Genomic DNA, 17945 nt, shown 5'->3' on the forward strand with positions numbered 1-17945 from the left:
TTCTATTTATATGTTTCTATATTAATTCAATTCGCTTATATTTCTTGATTTTATTCCAATATCTCTTTTTAATAGAACTATTTAAATTAAAAATAAAAGTTCATAATATATATTTTTATATATAAGAAATTATTGTTTTACTTACAAAGAATAATTGAATCAACTAAATTTCATTTTTTCTATCAATATGTAAAAGAAAAACCCCATAAATAATATATTGTAATTTCATTAAATAAAAAATAATAATATATAACTAGATTTATTTAAAAATAACAATATATTTTTCCTTTTTATAAGACATTACAAAAAAACATAAAAAAACTACTTAGTAAAAATAAAAAATAATACTAGTAGGCTAATAACCAATAATTTTGTGTGTCTTAAATTTATTATAACACCGTAACTTTGAAAATCAATAAAATTTTATTAATTTTATTATTAAAATATCATTTTAAATAAAAAAAATTAGCACCCTTATTATGGTGCTAATCTAATAATATTTTTATAATATTTTATTATCTTGATTTTTTGTTCATAGTAAAGCTAATGAAATAATAGCAGCAGCAATACAACCATAAAAGTAATAAAATACATAATCTCAGTTTTCATTACCAATACCAGCAATTACTACTTTTGAAAAAAGAGCATCACCAAGAAAATAACCAGATAATCCTGTAAATCCTGAAGCAGTAGCAGCTGCTTTCTTATTTGTTAGTTCAATAGCAGTAGCACCAATCATCGCTTGTGGCATATAAATACCAAAACCAGCAATCATTAAAGCAGTAATAAGCATAGGCATATTACCACGAGGAGCAACTTGCAATAAAACTAGTCCACAAAGTGCAATTAATAATCCAAATATCATTAATGGTGCTTTACGATTATTAAAAAATCACTTAGCAAAATATGCTGCAGAAATACCACCAAATAAACCAGATAATTCAAAACAGGCAGCAAATCATTTACTGTGTTTTAAATCTAAGCCATGAATATCTTTCATTAAAATTAATGTTCATCCTGCCAGTCCTTGTCGTACAACATATACTCAAATATTAGCAAATGCTAATATTCATAAAAATTTATTTTTTAAAATATACTTTACAAAAATTTCTTTTCAATTAAGTTCTACTTTTTCTTCTTTATGTTCTAGAACACCTTTTCATTTTTCAACAGTAGGTAACCCTTCTGCTTCAGGGCGATCACGTAATCCTCATAAACATAATGGAATCATAGCTAAAGCAAAAATACTAGGAATTCAAAAATATAAACCATAAATTGTTCCACCCGGATCAAGTAATGTTACTAAAGAAATAACAACAACCGGTAATAAAGCAGCACCAATATTTTGTCCTGAGTTTCAAATTCCAATACGTCCTGAACGTTCTTTATCAGTAAATCAATGAGAAAATAGTCTAGCTGTAGCTGGTCAACCCATACCTTGGAAAACAGCCAACATCGCAATCAAACTCAACATCATTACAAATGGGCCAACACTAATTTTAGTTCCAGCAAAAGCAACTACACCACCCATAATAATATTTAAAATAGAAGAAACAAATAATCCAACAATCATGATTACTCTTCCTGAACTACGGTCAGCGACATTTCCAACAATAAATTTAGCACCACCATAAACAACGGCAAAAATTGTTCCCATTAAAGCATACTCCATTTTAGTTATGCTACCATTGCTTTCTAAAGCAGAACCCGCTACTGTATACGCTTGACGAGTAAAGTAGTAAAGAATATATGATAAAATGCTAAAACCAAAAACTTGATTACGTAAAATAATAATTTTTTTATTAACTTGCTTTAAGTCTTCACTAAAAATTTCTTTTTTTGCAGGTGGCTTAAAAACACATGCAAGTCTATTAAAAACAGACATTTTTTTACTCTCCTTCTAAAAGGATGCATAAATTATAGTAACCCAAATAACCTGCTCTTAAAAACTTAATATAAACATACTTTAACACATAGGTTTTTATAATTTTTGTTTTTGTGGAAAAATAAATAATATTAAAAATTAAAAAATAACTCTCTACCAAACTATTTTTTTGAAATACCATAAATAAATATTAACTCTACACCTTTTAAAATTCATTTACATTTATTTATTAAACAGTTTTATAAAATGTACTAATAATTTATTTATCCCCTTTTCAAATTGTTTAGTCCTAACCTATATATTTCAGATTATAACAGATATATTCTAAAATTGAAAAGATATTTCTTTAATTTTAAAAAAAATAATTTACAATTTTCTTATGAATTTATTCTAAAAAAATTATAAATATTTATATAGTAATAACTAAAATTAAAAAAATTATTTTATCGTTTAATGTTTTAAAAATTAAAACTAATGATAGAATTAAACCATAAAATAAATTAAAAGAAAAGGTAGTGAACACATGCATAATGAAAGCAAAATACAACATATTAATTCTATAAAAGAAGTTGAGCAACTTTTACAATCAAAAAAAATAACAGTAATTGATTTTTCAGCAGAATGATGTGGTCCTTGTAAAATGTTAGGGCCAAGATTTGAAAATGTTGCTAATGACGAAAAACACAAAAATATTAATTTTATTAAAGTTGATGTTGACAAAGCTAAAGAACTAGCAAAAGATTATGAAATCCAATCAATTCCAACATTAATTTATTTTAATAAAGAAGGAAAAGAAGTTAAAAAAACTTTTGGTTTAGTTTCTGAAAAAGATATGACTAATATTATCGAAGAAATAGGAAAATAAGGTATTTATAATGGCTATTAAATTAATTGTTCTTGATCTAGATGGAACTTTATTGAAAAGTAGATGAAAAATTCATCCTAAAAATCTAATTGCAATTCAAAAAGCATATCAAAAAAATATTAAAGTTATTATTGCAACAGGAAGAGCACCAAGTTCAACCATTGATATTGCAAAAGCATGTTTAATGCATGAAAAAACCGGTCATATTATTTGTTATAATGGTGGTAACATCCTTGATATTACTAATGATAATAGATTAGATATATTGTATGAAAAATCATTAACAAAAGAACAAATACAAACAATAGTTAAATTTGCTAATAAAAATAATTTAGCAATGTGAGGATATAGTACCGATAATAAAACAGGCTTAATTAATCGCAGATCACTAAAAGTTAAAATTATGGAAAATTTTAATAACCTACCAACTAAACAAATTGATGAGAATACCGATGAGGGTATGTATAAAATTTTATTATTTTGTAAAAAGAAAAAACAAGTTAATCCAATTTTAGAACAATTAAATACTATAAAAGATTTAGAACTTGCTACTTCTTCTCATAGTGTTATCGAAATTAATCCAATTGGTGTTAATAAAGCTGCTGCTGTACAATTTTTATGCAAAAAATGAAATATTACTCCTGACCAAGTACTAGCTTGTGGTGATGGTATGAATGATTATAACTTAATAAAGTGGGCTAAATATGGTATTGCAATGCAAAATGCTCATCCTAATTTAAAAGAAATAGCATATGATGTTACTAGTAAAAATACTTGTGGTGGTGTTGCAAAAGCTATCGATAAATATGTATTTCCTAAATCAGAGTTTGAATAAATAATTAAATATATTTTTATTAATACTTAGTCATATTAAAGTAGTATCAGATTATATAACAGGAAGTAAAAAATGATATATTATTGATTTTATTGATGAAAAAACTCGAATTACTTATTGTTATCCATCTGAACAAGCACAAACCAGAGATATTGTAAAAATTATTAAAAATCCTTTCATGTCAAAATTAGTGTTAATTGTATAACACAATTGTTTTTCGAATACATTCAAGTTTTTTTTAAATTAATGGTCTAGTAAAAAGGGCTAAGTAGCAAGTAGCAAGTAGCGGGCCAAGATTTGAAAATGTTGCTAATGACGAAAAACACAAAAATATTAATTTTATTAAAGTTGATGTTGACAAAGCTAAAGAACTAGCAAAAGATTATGAAATCCAATCAATTCCAACATTAATTTATTTTAATAAAGAAGGAAAAGAAGTTAAAAAAAAATTCTAATATCTGATAAAGTCATACCTTTTGCATATAGTGAAAGAACTTGTTGATCAAAACCATCAAATCTTCTCTGTCTTTTTGTGATTATTACTGGTTCAAAATTACTATTGCGATCTCTTGGTATATCAATTTCAATTTTACCTTGTTGAGTTATTAATTTTTTTGATGTTGTACCATTACGAACATTGTCATTATTACTGCGTTGATTTCTTTCATGTCCTAAATAATTTTGCATCTCAGAATTGAACATTTTTTCTACCAATCGTTTAGTTAATTCTTTATATAAGCCTCCCTCTTTAAAAACTGTTGTTAAATCCTCAGTATTTTCTAATAATAAATCTACTGCTTTTGATATTGGATCATTGTTATTAAGATTATCTTTTTTAGCCATCTGTAACTGACTCTTTCTAGATATATAAATTATATTTACTAGAATTAATTAAACATAGTTATTTTTGTAAGTCACACAGATTACTAAACATTTCCCAAAAAAATGAACATTGCCTATTCAAAATTGAAATACAGCAATTGCTCATTTTATGATAAAATTTGAAGACAGAATTAATCTGAACTAGTACTTTGTAAAACAAAGAAACATAGATTACTAAAAAGCCTCTTGTGCGTGTTTAATTGCTCTTTTTTCTGCACTAGTAAATAAATCAGTTGCTTTTTCTTTTAATTTCTGAATTTTTTCAAATGCTTGTTTTTCTAACTTTTCAAATTTTTCTTGTAATTTATATATACTTTCTCGTATTTTTTCAAAATATGGTGTATCTTTTCAAAATTTATTTAAACCTTTTTTAAATAAAATCTAATATCAAAATATTTAAAAGTTTGATTTGCTTTTAAAACAAGTTGATGAATAACATTATTTTTAAAATTAAATTTAATAGCATTAGCACGAATTTTTTGTAAATCTAAAATTAAAGTTTTTCCATATCTATTTTCTGTATGTATTGTATGAACTAAATTTAATCAATCATGTTGATTCATTTTTAATACTTCTTTTAAATCAGTATTAAATTTTTTTAAAAAGTTATTTGCTTTTTCAATATCTTTAATTTTAAATTTAGGAGTTAATTGTGGACTTAGTTTTATTAATGTATTTTCTAATAATAAGTAATCTTTTAACTCTTGTGCTTCTAATTTTTGAAAATTATTTTTATATTGTCTTTCAGCAACATAACCTAAATCTCGTAATACTGTTTCACGATTAGGAGTAAAACTATAATTCATTAAATAACGTTTATTACCAATAATTTTATCTGTTAAAATTTCTTTTCCACTTACTTGACTAATAATTTCTTGTAAATTTTTTGCTTCTTTAATTCCCACTTGTTCTAATGTTTTAGTTTTTTGTGCTAGTTTAATAAATTTACTTGTACGATAACCACGACTAATTTTATTAAGTCCAGCAAATGCAGGAAGTATATTAAAGAAAGTATTTAATTTTGTTACATTTCCTTTTAAATAATCATAAACTTGATTAATAGTAAAATCAGTTAAAAACTCTACACCAACAGCACTAATACTAGCAACTAAATCACTTGCACCTAATCCAAGGGCTACACTTTCACTTAATCCACCAGTAAAAGGAGCAAGTGCTACTGCTATAACTTGTACACCAATCATTTCTAAAATTTGTCATTAAAAACTTTTATTTTCTTGTTGGTTACTTGTTCTAGTATGTTTTGGTTTATTTATGTTTAAAAGTATTGCTGTACTAGTTGTACCAATTGGCATGATATTAATTTCCTTTATTTAAGAGTTATTTTAATTGGATTTGTTGAACCTTTATAATTTAAATCATTAACATTTGCAGTAATAGTTATATATAAGTCACCCGCTTTTTGTTTTTGATTACTTACATTAGTTTTTCCTTGTGCATCACTAAAATATTTAATAGTTGGATTTGTTAAATTAGGATTTAATGATTTAAGTTCATTAGTACTTTTTATTTGTGTATTTAATTCACTATTATTGTTATTAATATTTGCAGTAATATCAGTTGTTAAACTTGTAATTTTAGTTTTTAAATCAGTTTTTTCTGTTTTAATAACTCCACATAACATTCATCTTGATGTTGTTTCATTATTAGAAATATATGGTATTGCTTCTCCAACAACTTCACCAGCAACTTTATGTGCTCTTCCTGCTTTATCATCTTTAATAAAATCTACATAAATAACTGTATTTTCTATCATGTATCTTTTCATCGCTCTTGGTGTTGCTAAAATAAAGGTCATTAATTGTTGTTCATTTTTATCATTAGTAAAAATCATATAATCATCAAGAACGATTTCACATAATACACCTTTTACATATAAATTATTTCCATTTAAACGTAATTGTTGTGCCAACTGATTATCGGTAATTAAACCTTTATTATCTGCTAAATAAACTAAACTATCATAAAGACCATTAGTAATAAAAAATTTACTATTTGCAATGTTTCTAAATTGAAACAAAGTATTTCAAGCAGATAACATTGATTTTAAATAACCTACTGGTGTTGTATCTTCAATATCTATTTTAGTAGCAAATTTTGCAATTGCTTGTGTATCATCAATTGCCAATTTATCTGCTAAATCATTTGCAACTTCATATTGCATACTATCTAATAAATTTTGTCCATTATTTGCTTTTAAATCTACATCTGTAATAATTTCTCCTGCAAGATATTTTTTAGTTATTTTTTTACTAATTTTATCTGTATCAACATATGGTAATTCATATCTTTTGCTTTTATCATCCCAAGCAATAATTTTAACTTTTGGATCTTTTGGTTTTTTAACTATAAATTCAATATTTACTGAATCAACAATTTCAGTAGGAAAAAAGTTTGCCCATGGACTATTTGAAATTTTAAAAAACTCTATAAATTCTGGTGCTTCTACTAATCTCTCTGTATTGTCTAAATTTTGATTAAATGGTACTGACATTTTATTTCTTCCTTTCGTTTATAAATAATTGGACGTATTGCAAGGTTAGTTAGATTTAATAAGAACTTAAATGAGAGATAAAACTCTCATTTTTAATTGTTGAACAATTATAATTAATTATTTTATTAAACCTATACTTTATTAAAGTAATTAATTATTCCAAATTTAATAAAAATTATAAAAGCTATTGTATAGGAATTTGCAAATAGTAATTTTTCTGCTGGTCTTTAAAAATTTAAGATTTTTTTCTCCCCCTCCCTCCAGACCTCCTACCCCCAAGGCTTTTGCTACCTATAGTAGCAATAAGCCTATACGTATAGTAGTAGAAGTATTTAGTTAGTAGTATATAAGCCTTTTATCACTGTAGGTGATAAGGCTTATACGTAGAAAGGATTTGTAATGATTAATGTTAATTTAGATATTAAAAATAAAGTTAGAGAAACAACTAAAGGTATGTTATTAGAAATTGGTGAATATGAAACATGATTTCCTATTAAAGATACTATTATTAATCAAAATAATAAAAAAATAACATTAAAAATAATTGAAGATTTTAATTATAAATTAGGTAAAAAATCAATTACAAAAGATATTGAAAGTATTAAAGGTAGTGATATTTTAAAATATATAAAAAATATTTCAGATATTACTACAAATGAAAATGAATTAATATCTTGTGAATTTTATGAAGAATATAATGGTTATTATATTTTTACAAATGATAAAAATCAAGAATGTTTTAAATATAACATTACATGAGAACAAGATATGAAAAGTTTTAAAATAAATAATCCATATAATGATAATGATTTAGCAATAAATTATATTGTTACACCAATGAAAGATATAAATACTCATAATGAAAAAATATTTTATTTAAAGTATTAAAGGAAATTAATATGTTATTAAATGTTGAAAAAATAGAATTAATAAAAAATTTATGTAATGAAAAATTACTTAAAAATAAAAAATATATTGAAATACAAGAAATATTAAAAATTATAGAAAGAGATTAAAAATGGAAGAAATAGATAATTTAGAAATACAAGAAGATAATAAAGAATTACAAAATAAATTATTAAAAGAACAAATTGAATTAATTGAAGAACAAAAAGAATTTTATAAAAAATCATGAAAAAGTAGAATTATATTTTTAACAATTTGAATAATTATTATGATTTTAACATTAATAATTATTGCTTCTAAATATTCTTAATTAAAGGAGTTAATATAAATGATTAATTTAAAAGAAGAAAAAAGAATGTATTTAAAACATGAAATAAAAGTATATGGTTCATGTGATATTTGTCATAAAAATTCATCATTTGCAAATAGAACTTGTAATAAATGTTTTTATAAATTAATAGGTGAAAAAAATGAAATGTAATATACATAATGAAAAATATATATGATGAAGTGAAATTGAAAATACATATTATTGTAATAAATGTATTAATGAAATGATTGAAGAAGATATGTATTTAACATCAAATAATTGAGATTACTTATATGAATATTATATTAATGAATTACAATTAGAAAATTTTAAAGGAGTGTAAATCATGGATGATTATAATTATATTTCTAGAGAAAAATTAATTAAATTTTTAGAAGAAAGTGAAAAAAATTATGAAGCAATTAATATTAAATGATTAAAAAAAGAAATAGAAGATGGAGAGTTTATAGAATAATGAAAAATACAAATATTCCTCAATGAGCAAATGATTTACAAACATTTTTTAATGATTTAGAAAATGGTGTGTATGGTGAAAGTATTAAAAATGCTTTTAAAAAAGAAAGTAGTGAATAAAAATGGTAGCAGCACCTAAAAAGAAACCAGAAGATTTAATTATTAAACAAATTCATATTAGATTAAATAAAAGTGATTATTATGAATTAAAAAAGATGTGTTTAGAAGAAGATATTACAATTAATAGTTTTGTAAAGAATTTAATTAAAAATGCAATTAAAAAAAATAGAAAGAGTGATTATAATGAATAATTTATATAAAAAAATACTTAAATTACAATTAGAAATTGGTAGTACACCTAAAAATGGTTTTAATAAATTTGGAAATTATAAATATTGATTATTAAGTGATATTTTTAATAAATTTAAATTATTATGTAAAGAATTAAATATTGTTATTATACATGAAGATATATTAACAACTGATAGAAAAATAAATTATTTAGATACTAAAGAAGTAGAAATAACTTATTTTAAAAGATATACAATTATTGATTTAGATAATGATAAAGAAATAAAATATTTTGATATACTTGCTTGTGCTAAAAATACAGATATAGCAAAAGCAAAAGGTAGTGCAGAAACTTATGCTTATAGATATTTTTTAATGAATTTACTTTTATTAAGTGAAGATGAACTTGACCCAGATAATGATAGTGTTAATTTAATTCAAAATAATAATAAACAACAAAATAATTATATTAATAATAATGTAAAAATACAAAATGAAAAATGAGAACCAAGTGAAAAACAATTAGATTATTTTGAAAAATATATGGTTACAAATACAGTTTTATTTGATGAATGTATAAGAGATGATATGGAAAGATTAAATCCAAGTAATAATAAAGATTTTTTAATATTAATGGGTGAAAATTATTTAAAAGTATTATTTGATAAATTTAAAGAAATTCGTGAAAGATTTAAAAATTTAAAAAATAATAATAAAAATGAGTATAGAAATTATGAATAATTATTTACTTTCAATTGACCCAAGTATTAAAAATACTGGATTTACTTTATGAGAAAATAAAAAACCAATTTGAATAAATAGCTATGATTTTAAAAAATATGATAATTGTAAATTTTTTAATGAAATTGAAGATAAAATTGATGATTATTGTTTTCTTGAAGATTTTGATTTAATTATTGAACGTGGTACTTTTCATAGTAAAAATGGAATTGGTTATGAAACACAAGAACATTTACGTGGTTTTATTGCTGGACAATTTAATAAATTAATAACAAAAGATATGCTTATTAGTCCTAGTGAATGAAAGAAATGATATGTAAAAATATTTTGATATGCAAAAGATAAAAAATGAGATAAAGAATTATCATTAAAATTAGCTAATCAAGTAATTCAAGAACAAGGTTGAAATATAACAATATCAAATCATGATGAAGCAGATAGTTTATTAATTGGTTGATATTATTTAAATAAGGAGAATAAATAATGAAAAAAGAAAAAATTAAAATTAAAAATCATGAATTTGAATTATATGATTATCAAATTAATACTTTATTAGATATTATAAAAGAAATGATAAAAGCAAATATATATGAAAGAAGAATAGATTAATGCAAAAACAAAAAGAAGAAAAAGTATTATTAAAATGTATTGTTAAAGATTGTAATAGTAAAGTATTAGTTACTTTAAAAATTGGAAATATTGAAGATAGTGCTGTTCAATTTTTTAATATGTGTTATTTTCATAAAAAACAATTTAAAAATAAAATAAAAGAAATTAAAAATGAATTTAAAAATAAGGAGTAAATATGAATTTATGAGACTTTTTAAAATATAGTGATAAATATAATGTTTTTAAAATATTTACTGAAGATAAAGAAATATATTTTTCATGAAATGGTGGAAGTAGTGAATTAGATGATGACCGTACTTTATTAGGTTATGAATTAGCAGACTGAAAAGTATTATCATATAAACAATATCCAAATGAAATTATGGTATTTATTAAATTAGATAATCAATTAATGCAAAATTATAATCATTTTCCAGATTATTTCCAGATACAAAAGAAGAAAGATTAAATTATAAAAAAGGAGTAAATAATGAAAACTAAAGAAAAAATTATAAATATTAATAATATTACTAAATATAAAAATGATATTGAAAATTTATATAATGATGGAATTAAAATCATAAATAATTTAAAAAATAATAATTATATAAATAAAATTGATTATGAAATTATAAATACTATTTTAAGAATGTTTAAAGTACAAGAAGATTTAATTTGTAATATTTCTATAAAACATAATAAAGAAGAACATAAATAATGGAAAATAAAATACTAATTGCTATTACTCTAGAAGATTTAATTAATATTTTAGATAATAATTTAAAAGATAATAATTCAATAAAAATACTAAAAGAAATAATTGATAAAAAATATCATTATGGTGTTATGCAAGAAAAAGAAAATACAGATTTACAATTAGAATTAATTAAATTGGGAATGTTTAGTAATCTGTGTGACTTACAAAAATAACTATGTTTAATTAATTCTAGTAAATATAATTTATATATCTAGAAAGAGTGAGTTACAGATGGCTAAAAAAGATAATCTTAATAACAATGATCCAATATCAAAAGCAGTAGATTTATTATTAGAAAATACTGAGGATTTAACAACAGTTTTTAAAGAGGGAGGCTTATATAAAGAATTAACTAAACGATTGGTAGAAAAAATGTTGAATTCTGAGATGCAAAATTATTTAGGACACGAAAGAAATCAACGCAGTAATAATGACAATGTTCGTAATGGTACAACATCAAAAAAATTAATAACTCAACAAGGTAAAATTGAAATTGATGTACCAAGAGATCGTAATAGTAATTTTGAACCAGTAATAATCACAAAAAGACAGAGAAGATTTGATGGTTTTGATCAACAAGTTCTTTCACTATATGCAAAAGGTATGACTTTATCAGATATTAGAATGCAGTTGCAAGAGTTATATGATGGCGCAGATATTAGCGAAAGCGTAATTAGTCAAATTACTGATGATGTCATTGATGATGTCAAAGCATGGCAAAATCGTCCATTAGATAGTGTTTATCCAATCATTTATTTTGATTGTATCGTAGTTAAAGTACGTCAGGATAAACGTATTATTAACAAATCAGTTTATATAGCTTTAGGAGTTGATTTAGAAGGTAAAAAAGATGTTTTAGGTTTATGAATTAGTGAAAATGAAGGTGCTAAATTCTGATTAAATAATTTTACAGAAATGAAAAATCGAGGCTTAAATGATATTCTTATTGCTTGTAGTGATAATTTAACAGGCATGTCAGAGGCAATACAATCAGTTTATCCTAAAACTGAACATCAATTATGCATAGTTCATCAAATTAGAAATAGCTTAAAATATGTTTCATACAAACATCGAAAGTCTCTAGTTATCGATTTAAAGCCAATTTATACAGCATGTAGTGAAGAACAAGCAATGCAAGCTTTAGAATCATTTGAAAGTAAATGAAATAAACAATATCCACAAATTGCTAAATCTTGATATAAAAATTGAGAAAATTTAATGGTTTTTATTAGTTATCCAGCAGAAATTAAAAGGGTAATTTATACTACAAATGCTATTGAATCTGTTAATAGCCAATTACGAAAAGTTATTAGAAATAAAAAAGTTTTTCCTAATGATATGGCAGTTTTTAAAATTTTTTACTTAGCAATTGAAAATATCACAAAAAAATGAACATTGCCTATTCAAAATTGAAATACAGCAATTGCTCATTTTATGATAAAATTTGAAGACAGAATTAATCTGAACTAGTACTTTGTAAAACAAAGAAACACAGATTACTAAAAAGCCTCATTAAATTGAAAAATGCTTTATAAAAGGCATTTTTTATTTTAAATTTATATTAGTTTTATTAACTATTTTTTGATATTCATTTATTAAAAAATTTCATTTTTTTCATTTTTTTTGAACTATTTTGTGTTTAAAACTACATGTATTTGCAATTAATCCTTTCATTAAATTTTCTTCTTGATTTTTTAATTTAATAATGATTTTATCATATTGATTTTTTTTATTTATGAAATTCATGTCATTTTCTATTTTATAACTAATCATATCATTTATAAGACCACTTTTTTTATTTAGAAATTTATCTAAATTAGATAGTATTTCTTTTAAAGCAGGTTCAATATTATTTCAACAAAAACTACATTTTATTAATTTTATTTTATTTTCATTATATTTATATTTTAACTTAGCAATTTTTTTTGATAATTTTTTTAATTTTTTAAAATTATTATTTCATTCTAATGTAGGTTTGAATGATTTATCAATCAATGATGACATATTTAATTCCTTTATTTTATTATTAATTTAATATAATATATTTTTATAATAACAGAATATATAAAAAAGTTACCATATTGGTAACTTTTTAATTAGGTGCTAGCCTAACAATCGTATACAGTGAGAATTATTATACTTACCAATTAGGTAAACATTTTCATATTTATACATTAATATTTAAGATTTTGAAGAAATATTATTTTGATTATGTTTTCTTTTGAATTTAAAAATAGATTTTAATTTTGGATATTTTTTAATTAATTTTAAAATTATTGGAATAAAATAAAAATATAATAACTCAATACATCCAAAAATAATAAAAATATAATAAACACTTTTTATATTCAAATTATTATTAAAAAAATAAAAAAGTAAAGGACATATAAGGAAAAAAGTTAAAGTAGTATATATATATATATAGTTTTTAATATTTTTATTACCACAAAAACGAATAAATAATTTGTATGGTACAAACATTAAAAACAAAAATGTCAGAGACAAGGCAATTGAAAATGTATAAGGAGAATTAATAAAATTATCTCATCATGGTCAAAATTCATTACGATTTAAAAAATACATGCTTACTCACTTCCTAAAAATTAATCATATTTTAATTCTACCAAATTATCTTGAATTTAAAACTATTTTATAAATATTAGATTTAATATTTGATATATATCTATATGCTCAACTTTTATCAGGTTCTCTTTGTGCAGAATTAGTATATTCTATTTTACCTAAATTTCCTTGCAAATAAATAGTTCAATTTAATTTTTCAGAGTTATTAACTATACTAAATACTATAGGATAATCATTATTTATTTTTTGTTCATAAGAATTATAAGACTTTTTAATTTTTAAATCAAATTCATAATTACAGAAAGAATATGAATTAAAAATATTATAATTGTTAATACTTTTATAATAAGCATTTGCAAAATAATCATTAACTTCATTAGGAGCAATTGTACCAAACTTACTAAAAAATTCAGATTCTGGAAAATTGTTTTTATTTATTTTTAAATCTTTTAAATCAATAGTTATACTTGTATTTTTTACTTCTTTTGATGGTTTAAAAGTTTCGTTATTAATATCAATGATATTTAAATCAGAACTTTTTGAATTTGCTATTGTTTCAAATTTATAGCTATAATGTATTGTTATGCTTTTGTAAAATCTTTTTAAATGATTAAATGTATTAATTAATAATGTAGGGTCTAATAATGAATTTAAATCTATTTCATATTTATCAAATTTACTTATATTTTTTTCTTCTCATTCTTTTATATTATTAAATCCTTTTTTTATTAATGATACATCGTTTGCTGTCATTTCTATTTTTAAATCTGGATTAATAATTATTGTTTTTGCTATATTTTGTGGACTTGGTGGTAATATTTTTGCTGGATAACTAAAAGTAGTTTCTTCAGTTTCTTCATATTCATCATGATTTAATTTATATAAAGTTGTTCAATTAAAAGCATTACCAGTTAAATAACCCATATTATTATAACGAAATTGAGCAACTGATATTTCATTATAATCACCTTGATAAGTAAATGGATTATCACTATAAAATGTATGTCTTTCTTCACCTTGATGTAATGATTGAGTTACAATTGTATCAATAATATAAGCATAATTTGAACCATCAATAACTCCATTTGCACTTGGATTTCATTGACAATCTTTATCTTCATTTGTAAAAGGACTTGCTATATCTAAAAACTCAGTATCTTCTGCTAAAATATATACTTTATTATTTTTCTTTTGTGATAAATCAACGGTACTTATTTGTTCTTTTACAGTTAATTTCTTACCAGAACTAGGGTCTCATGGATAAACTGATACTCTATCACTTAATTTCATAGTCATAGCAGTTGTACTAACATGTGAACCTAACATTTTACCTAATGCAAACTCACTTGAATTACTAAATACATTTAAAGGTATAAATCAATTATTATCATTATTACCAATAATTGAACTTAAATTACTTGCAAAGAATGCTGACATAAATCCATTAAAAAATGGCATATTTTTATATTGTTGAGAATTTTGAGTGATAATAAATCCTACTGGTATACCTAATGTTAAAGCATTTAATAATTTACCTACTAATGGAATTGAACTTAAAGCAAATGGTAATCATTGTACACTATCATAAGGCATTTGAATTAATGAACTAAATACTACACTATTAAAATTTAATATTGCTGACATATACTTTTGTGATATTTTTTTATAATCAACAGTTGGTGAACCAATAACTAATCCAGTATCTGGGTCTTTATATTTAAAATTACTTGACATATCAACATTATATTCACCTTGTAAATTATTTATATTTCATTCACTATCTCAAAAAAACTTTGCTTTACCAATAGCATCACCATTACTATTTATTGCTAATTGTTTATTACATGTTAATATACCTTGAAAATCTTTTTGAGCTAACATATCAAATTTTCTTGCTTCTAAAAATTTTTGTCATGTATCATAATGAGTAAATCCAGTTGGTTTAGCATCCATAATATTATAAAATGTTGTTTCTGGATGACTACTTGTAGTTATTTTATCATTTATACCAGCAAGTAAACCACCATTATTTTTAATATTAGTTGTAGATTTTTCATTATTACCAGCAATAAATAATCTTCTTGAAGCAAATACTTTACTTTCAAATATTTCTTCATTATTTTGTTGAATTGGTTCTTGACCTTGAATTATTGGTCTACCATAATAATAACAACTTGTTAATAATTCTAATCCATAACTTTGTCTATGACTATATCTTACTCCTATATCACGCATTAAAGTACGATTTAATGTTACTTTTCCTTGTTGAATAGTAGGAAAAGCATAACCACTACCTGGTGAAGCATATTGTACAAAATCAAGTGTATTTTGACCACTTGCAACTACTCTATCATTTAAACTACTAAAAGTTAATACTTGCATACTAAATGCACCATTATAAGGACTATAATAATTTGTTACATTTGAAATATATAATAATTGTCTATCTTGATTTTTACCACTATTACCACCAATATTTTCATTTTCATCATTAAATACAACAAAAAATTGTAAATAATCATCAATTGTAATATGTTCTTCAAACATTACTAAAGTATATTGTCTTTTAGTTTGTACTGTTTTAAATATTTGATTATTTGGTAAATTACTAAAATCAACACCACTTGTATCATCAATTAAATAAGCATTTCAATAATCACCAATTTTATATTTTTTTGTATAAAATTCATCTTGACCATTAACTTTATGTATTTCTTCATTAATTTTACCTTTATTTTTTTGAGATATTTTTGTACTATTTTTTCAAATACATACAACTGGAGTAGTACCAGTTAATATTAATTCATATTGACCAAAATCACTTATTTTACTATTAATAGGTTTATATCCAGTTTCAGTTAAAGGTATAGCACCATTATTAATAATAAATGGAAATATTTTTCAATAACTACATCTCTTTATTAATTGTTGAGTTTGCTTTAATGCTAGATGTGCTTGTTTCATTAATTGAATTCTTACTGCGTTGTTCATTATCATTTGTATTATCTCCTAAATTTTTATTTAAAAATTTATTTTCATTAATAATATGTTCTAATTTTTGTTTTGCCATTAATGTATCAATATTTTCATATAAACTAATTGCTTCAACTATTGACATTGTTCCATTATTTAATCTACTATTAATTAATTCATCTTGTACTAATTGGTCAACCATAGCAATTGGTATAAATTCAAAACTATAAGGCCTTTCACCTTTACCATTTCAATATACTTTTCCATTTTCATCTTTAGAAGAAGTTACTAACATATCAAACATTCTATATAAATAAGTTGTATAATGTGTTATTTTTACTTCTGTTGTTTGCATATCAAATTTATTATTCATTAATGTTTTAGTTTTATTTTCATAATTAATACCATTAAATTCATCATAATCATAACCAGCACCATTAAATATTTGTTTTGCTGTACCATTATAATCAAGTCAATATTCACCAAATTTTGGATTACCTTGTACAATATCAACTCCACCATTACCACCTTTTACATAATTTGCAGTAGTAATATTTAAAAATGCGTCTTTAATAATTGATTGAAAATCATCACTTAAATTTAAAGCTTTAAATTTTTCATTATCAATAATTCCATAAAATCTAGTTAAATTTAATATTCTTTCTTTTCTTTTTTGTTTAATAATATGTTGTAAATCTCATATTAAATTTCATACTGGTGCACAATCTGGATATGCATTCATTTGTGTACTATTACCATAAAAATGAATTTGTGGTAAATTTGTAATTTCAACAATTGGTAAATAACCAAATGGATTTTTTAATTCATATTTTTCTTTTAATTGACTTTCTGGTTTAATTTTTGATTTTGTACTACCTAATAAAATCTCTCTATTACCATTAAATATTTCAACTTTTACTTTTGAATTTTCTATTGTTACTCATGTTAAACTACCATTATCACTTTGTTCATTCATAAAAAATAATTCTGCTGATTGTTCTTGTTCATTAAATTTAGCAACACGTGACATAAAACTTGGACTTGGTAAAGTTAAACTTAATTCACCATTTTTAGTTAACATTCATATTAAAAAACATTTACCTAATAATGAATTTTGAATACCAAATTGATATAATTTTTCATTTCATTTATCTTTATCTTTTAATTTATTTAAAAAATTTAATAATTCTTTATTTTCACTTTTAAATAATAAACCTTTACCTAATCATAACATTGTACTTTTATTTGCAATAATTCTAGGTATATCTAATTCTCAAGTATCTTCATGTATACTAAAATATTCTGTTGGACTATAATTCATA

Annotated in this window: 24 protein-coding genes and 1 pseudogene; 17 read left to right on the forward strand and 8 right to left on the reverse strand. The window is 22.4% G+C overall.

Going from position 1 to position 17945, the window contains the following annotated elements; all coding sequences use genetic code 4:
• Positions 1 to 502: 502 nt before the first annotated feature.
• A complete protein-coding gene (locus SPIRDC1_RS03985) occupies positions 503 to 1885 on the reverse strand; it encodes an MFS transporter (protein ID WP_174480653.1) in 1383 nt (460 codons plus the stop codon).
• A gap of 523 nt (positions 1886 to 2408) precedes the next feature.
• On the opposite strand from SPIRDC1_RS03985, the gene trxA reads away from it, so the two are divergent.
• Positions 2409 to 2750 carry a thioredoxin gene (trxA, locus tag SPIRDC1_RS03990; RefSeq protein WP_199188855.1) on the forward strand — a complete coding sequence of 114 codons (342 nt, stop codon included), beginning with the start codon at positions 2409 to 2411 and terminating at the stop codon, positions 2748 to 2750.
• 10 nt (positions 2751 to 2760) lie between these two features.
• Positions 2761 to 3585: an HAD family hydrolase gene (locus SPIRDC1_RS03995; protein ID WP_174480654.1), complete on the forward strand. Its 825-nt coding sequence runs from the start codon at positions 2761 to 2763 to the stop codon at positions 3583 to 3585.
• Positions 3586 to 3823: 238 nt separating this feature from the next.
• Here the strand turns inward: SPIRDC1_RS03995 and SPIRDC1_RS10245 are convergent, their stop codons facing one another.
• Positions 3824 to 3946 (reverse strand): hypothetical protein, encoded by a 123-nt coding sequence (locus tag SPIRDC1_RS10245; protein ID WP_255495910.1) that lies wholly within the window; start codon positions 3944 to 3946, stop codon positions 3824 to 3826.
• Here SPIRDC1_RS10245 and SPIRDC1_RS10485 point away from each other — a divergent pair.
• Complete coding sequence (locus tag SPIRDC1_RS10485) at positions 3927 to 4040, forward strand: thioredoxin family protein (protein ID WP_368668556.1); 114 nt, start codon at positions 3927 to 3929, stop codon at positions 4038 to 4040. The two genes, SPIRDC1_RS10245 and SPIRDC1_RS10485, sit on opposite strands and share 20 nt — an antisense overlap.
• On the opposite strand, the pseudogene SPIRDC1_RS04005 reads toward SPIRDC1_RS10485, so the two are convergent.
• From SPIRDC1_RS04005 to SPIRDC1_RS04015, 3 genes and pseudogenes are all read right to left on the reverse strand, one after another.
• Positions 4033 to 4428: pseudogene (locus SPIRDC1_RS04005) on the reverse strand (transposase); the annotation flags it as partial. The gene SPIRDC1_RS10485 and the pseudogene SPIRDC1_RS04005 sit on opposite strands and share 8 nt — an antisense overlap.
• A gap of 398 nt (positions 4429 to 4826) precedes the next feature.
• Positions 4827 to 5669: a hypothetical protein gene (locus tag SPIRDC1_RS04010; protein ID WP_174480656.1), complete on the reverse strand. Its 843-nt coding sequence runs from the start codon at positions 5667 to 5669 to the stop codon at positions 4827 to 4829.
• A gap of 125 nt (positions 5670 to 5794) precedes the next feature.
• Positions 5795 to 6979, reverse strand: a complete 1185-nt coding sequence (locus SPIRDC1_RS04015) for a hypothetical protein (RefSeq protein ID WP_174480657.1) — start codon at positions 6977 to 6979, stop codon at positions 5795 to 5797.
• Between the two features lie 399 nt (positions 6980 to 7378).
• On the opposite strand from SPIRDC1_RS04015, the gene SPIRDC1_RS04020 reads away from it, so the two are divergent.
• The 14 genes from SPIRDC1_RS04020 to SPIRDC1_RS04075 all read left to right on the forward strand — a co-directional run bounded on the left by SPIRDC1_RS04020 (position 7379) and on the right by SPIRDC1_RS04075 (position 12537).
• Complete coding sequence (locus SPIRDC1_RS04020; protein WP_174480658.1) at positions 7379 to 7867, forward strand: hypothetical protein; 489 nt, start codon at positions 7379 to 7381, stop codon at positions 7865 to 7867.
• Positions 7868 to 7997: 130 nt separating this feature from the next.
• A complete protein-coding gene (locus SPIRDC1_RS04025) occupies positions 7998 to 8195 on the forward strand; it encodes a hypothetical protein (protein ID WP_174480659.1) in 198 nt (65 codons plus the stop codon).
• A gap of 18 nt (positions 8196 to 8213) precedes the next feature.
• A complete protein-coding gene (locus SPIRDC1_RS04030; RefSeq protein ID WP_174480660.1) occupies positions 8214 to 8366 on the forward strand; it encodes a hypothetical protein in 153 nt (50 codons plus the stop codon).
• Positions 8356 to 8538, forward strand: a complete 183-nt coding sequence (locus tag SPIRDC1_RS04035) for a hypothetical protein (protein ID WP_174480661.1) — start codon at positions 8356 to 8358, stop codon at positions 8536 to 8538. The genes SPIRDC1_RS04030 and SPIRDC1_RS04035 overlap by 11 nt, the downstream gene beginning before the upstream one ends.
• Positions 8539 to 8541: 3 nt before the next feature.
• Complete coding sequence (locus tag SPIRDC1_RS10250) at positions 8542 to 8670, forward strand: hypothetical protein (protein WP_255495911.1); 129 nt, start codon at positions 8542 to 8544, stop codon at positions 8668 to 8670.
• 121 nt (positions 8671 to 8791) lie between these two features.
• Positions 8792 to 8980, forward strand: coding sequence for a hypothetical protein (locus SPIRDC1_RS04040; RefSeq protein ID WP_174480662.1), 189 nt, complete (start codon positions 8792 to 8794; stop codon positions 8978 to 8980).
• Complete coding sequence (locus SPIRDC1_RS04045; RefSeq protein WP_174480663.1) at positions 8973 to 9701, forward strand: ERF family protein; 729 nt, start codon at positions 8973 to 8975, stop codon at positions 9699 to 9701. Before SPIRDC1_RS04040 ends, SPIRDC1_RS04045 begins: the two co-directional genes overlap by 8 nt.
• Complete coding sequence (locus SPIRDC1_RS04050; protein WP_174480664.1) at positions 9694 to 10185, forward strand: RuvC family protein; 492 nt, start codon at positions 9694 to 9696, stop codon at positions 10183 to 10185. Before SPIRDC1_RS04045 ends, SPIRDC1_RS04050 begins: the two co-directional genes overlap by 8 nt.
• Complete coding sequence (locus SPIRDC1_RS10255) at positions 10185 to 10310, forward strand: hypothetical protein (RefSeq protein ID WP_255495912.1); 126 nt, start codon at positions 10185 to 10187, stop codon at positions 10308 to 10310. Before SPIRDC1_RS04050 ends, SPIRDC1_RS10255 begins: the two co-directional genes overlap by 1 nt.
• Positions 10310 to 10504, forward strand: coding sequence for a hypothetical protein (locus SPIRDC1_RS04055; protein ID WP_174480665.1), 195 nt, complete (start codon positions 10310 to 10312; stop codon positions 10502 to 10504). The genes SPIRDC1_RS10255 and SPIRDC1_RS04055 overlap by 1 nt, the downstream gene beginning before the upstream one ends.
• A 2-nt stretch (positions 10505 to 10506) precedes the next feature.
• A complete protein-coding gene (locus SPIRDC1_RS04060) occupies positions 10507 to 10779 on the forward strand; it encodes a hypothetical protein (RefSeq protein WP_174480666.1) in 273 nt (90 codons plus the stop codon).
• A gap of 21 nt (positions 10780 to 10800) precedes the next feature.
• A complete protein-coding gene (locus SPIRDC1_RS04065) occupies positions 10801 to 11028 on the forward strand; it encodes a hypothetical protein (protein WP_174480667.1) in 228 nt (75 codons plus the stop codon).
• Positions 11028 to 11240 carry a hypothetical protein gene (locus SPIRDC1_RS04070; protein WP_174480668.1) on the forward strand — a complete coding sequence of 71 codons (213 nt, stop codon included), beginning with the start codon at positions 11028 to 11030 and terminating at the stop codon, positions 11238 to 11240. Before SPIRDC1_RS04065 ends, SPIRDC1_RS04070 begins: the two co-directional genes overlap by 1 nt.
• 58 nt (positions 11241 to 11298) lie before the next feature.
• A complete protein-coding gene (locus SPIRDC1_RS04075) occupies positions 11299 to 12537 on the forward strand; it encodes an IS256 family transposase (RefSeq protein WP_174479940.1) in 1239 nt (412 codons plus the stop codon).
• A 75-nt stretch (positions 12538 to 12612) separates the two neighbouring features.
• Here SPIRDC1_RS04075 and SPIRDC1_RS04080 read toward each other — a convergent pair whose 3' ends face one another.
• The 3 genes from SPIRDC1_RS04080 to SPIRDC1_RS04090 form a co-directional block, all read right to left on the reverse strand.
• On the reverse strand, positions 12613 to 13071 hold the full coding sequence (locus SPIRDC1_RS04080) for a hypothetical protein (protein WP_174480669.1): 459 nt from the start codon (positions 13069 to 13071) through the stop codon (positions 12613 to 12615).
• 624 nt (positions 13072 to 13695) lie between these two features.
• Positions 13696 to 16647 carry a hypothetical protein gene (locus SPIRDC1_RS04085; RefSeq protein WP_174480670.1) on the reverse strand — a complete coding sequence of 984 codons (2952 nt, stop codon included), beginning with the start codon at positions 16645 to 16647 and terminating at the stop codon, positions 13696 to 13698.
• Complete coding sequence (locus SPIRDC1_RS04090) at positions 16559 to 17944, reverse strand: hypothetical protein (protein WP_174480671.1); 1386 nt, start codon at positions 17942 to 17944, stop codon at positions 16559 to 16561. The genes SPIRDC1_RS04085 and SPIRDC1_RS04090 overlap by 89 nt, the downstream gene beginning before the upstream one ends.
• Position 17945 lies beyond the last annotated feature (1 nt).

This window comes from Spiroplasma endosymbiont of Danaus chrysippus (assembly GCF_902809815.1).
Taxonomy (GTDB): Bacteria; Bacillota_I; Bacilli_A; order Mycoplasmatales; family VBWQ01; genus Spiroplasma_E.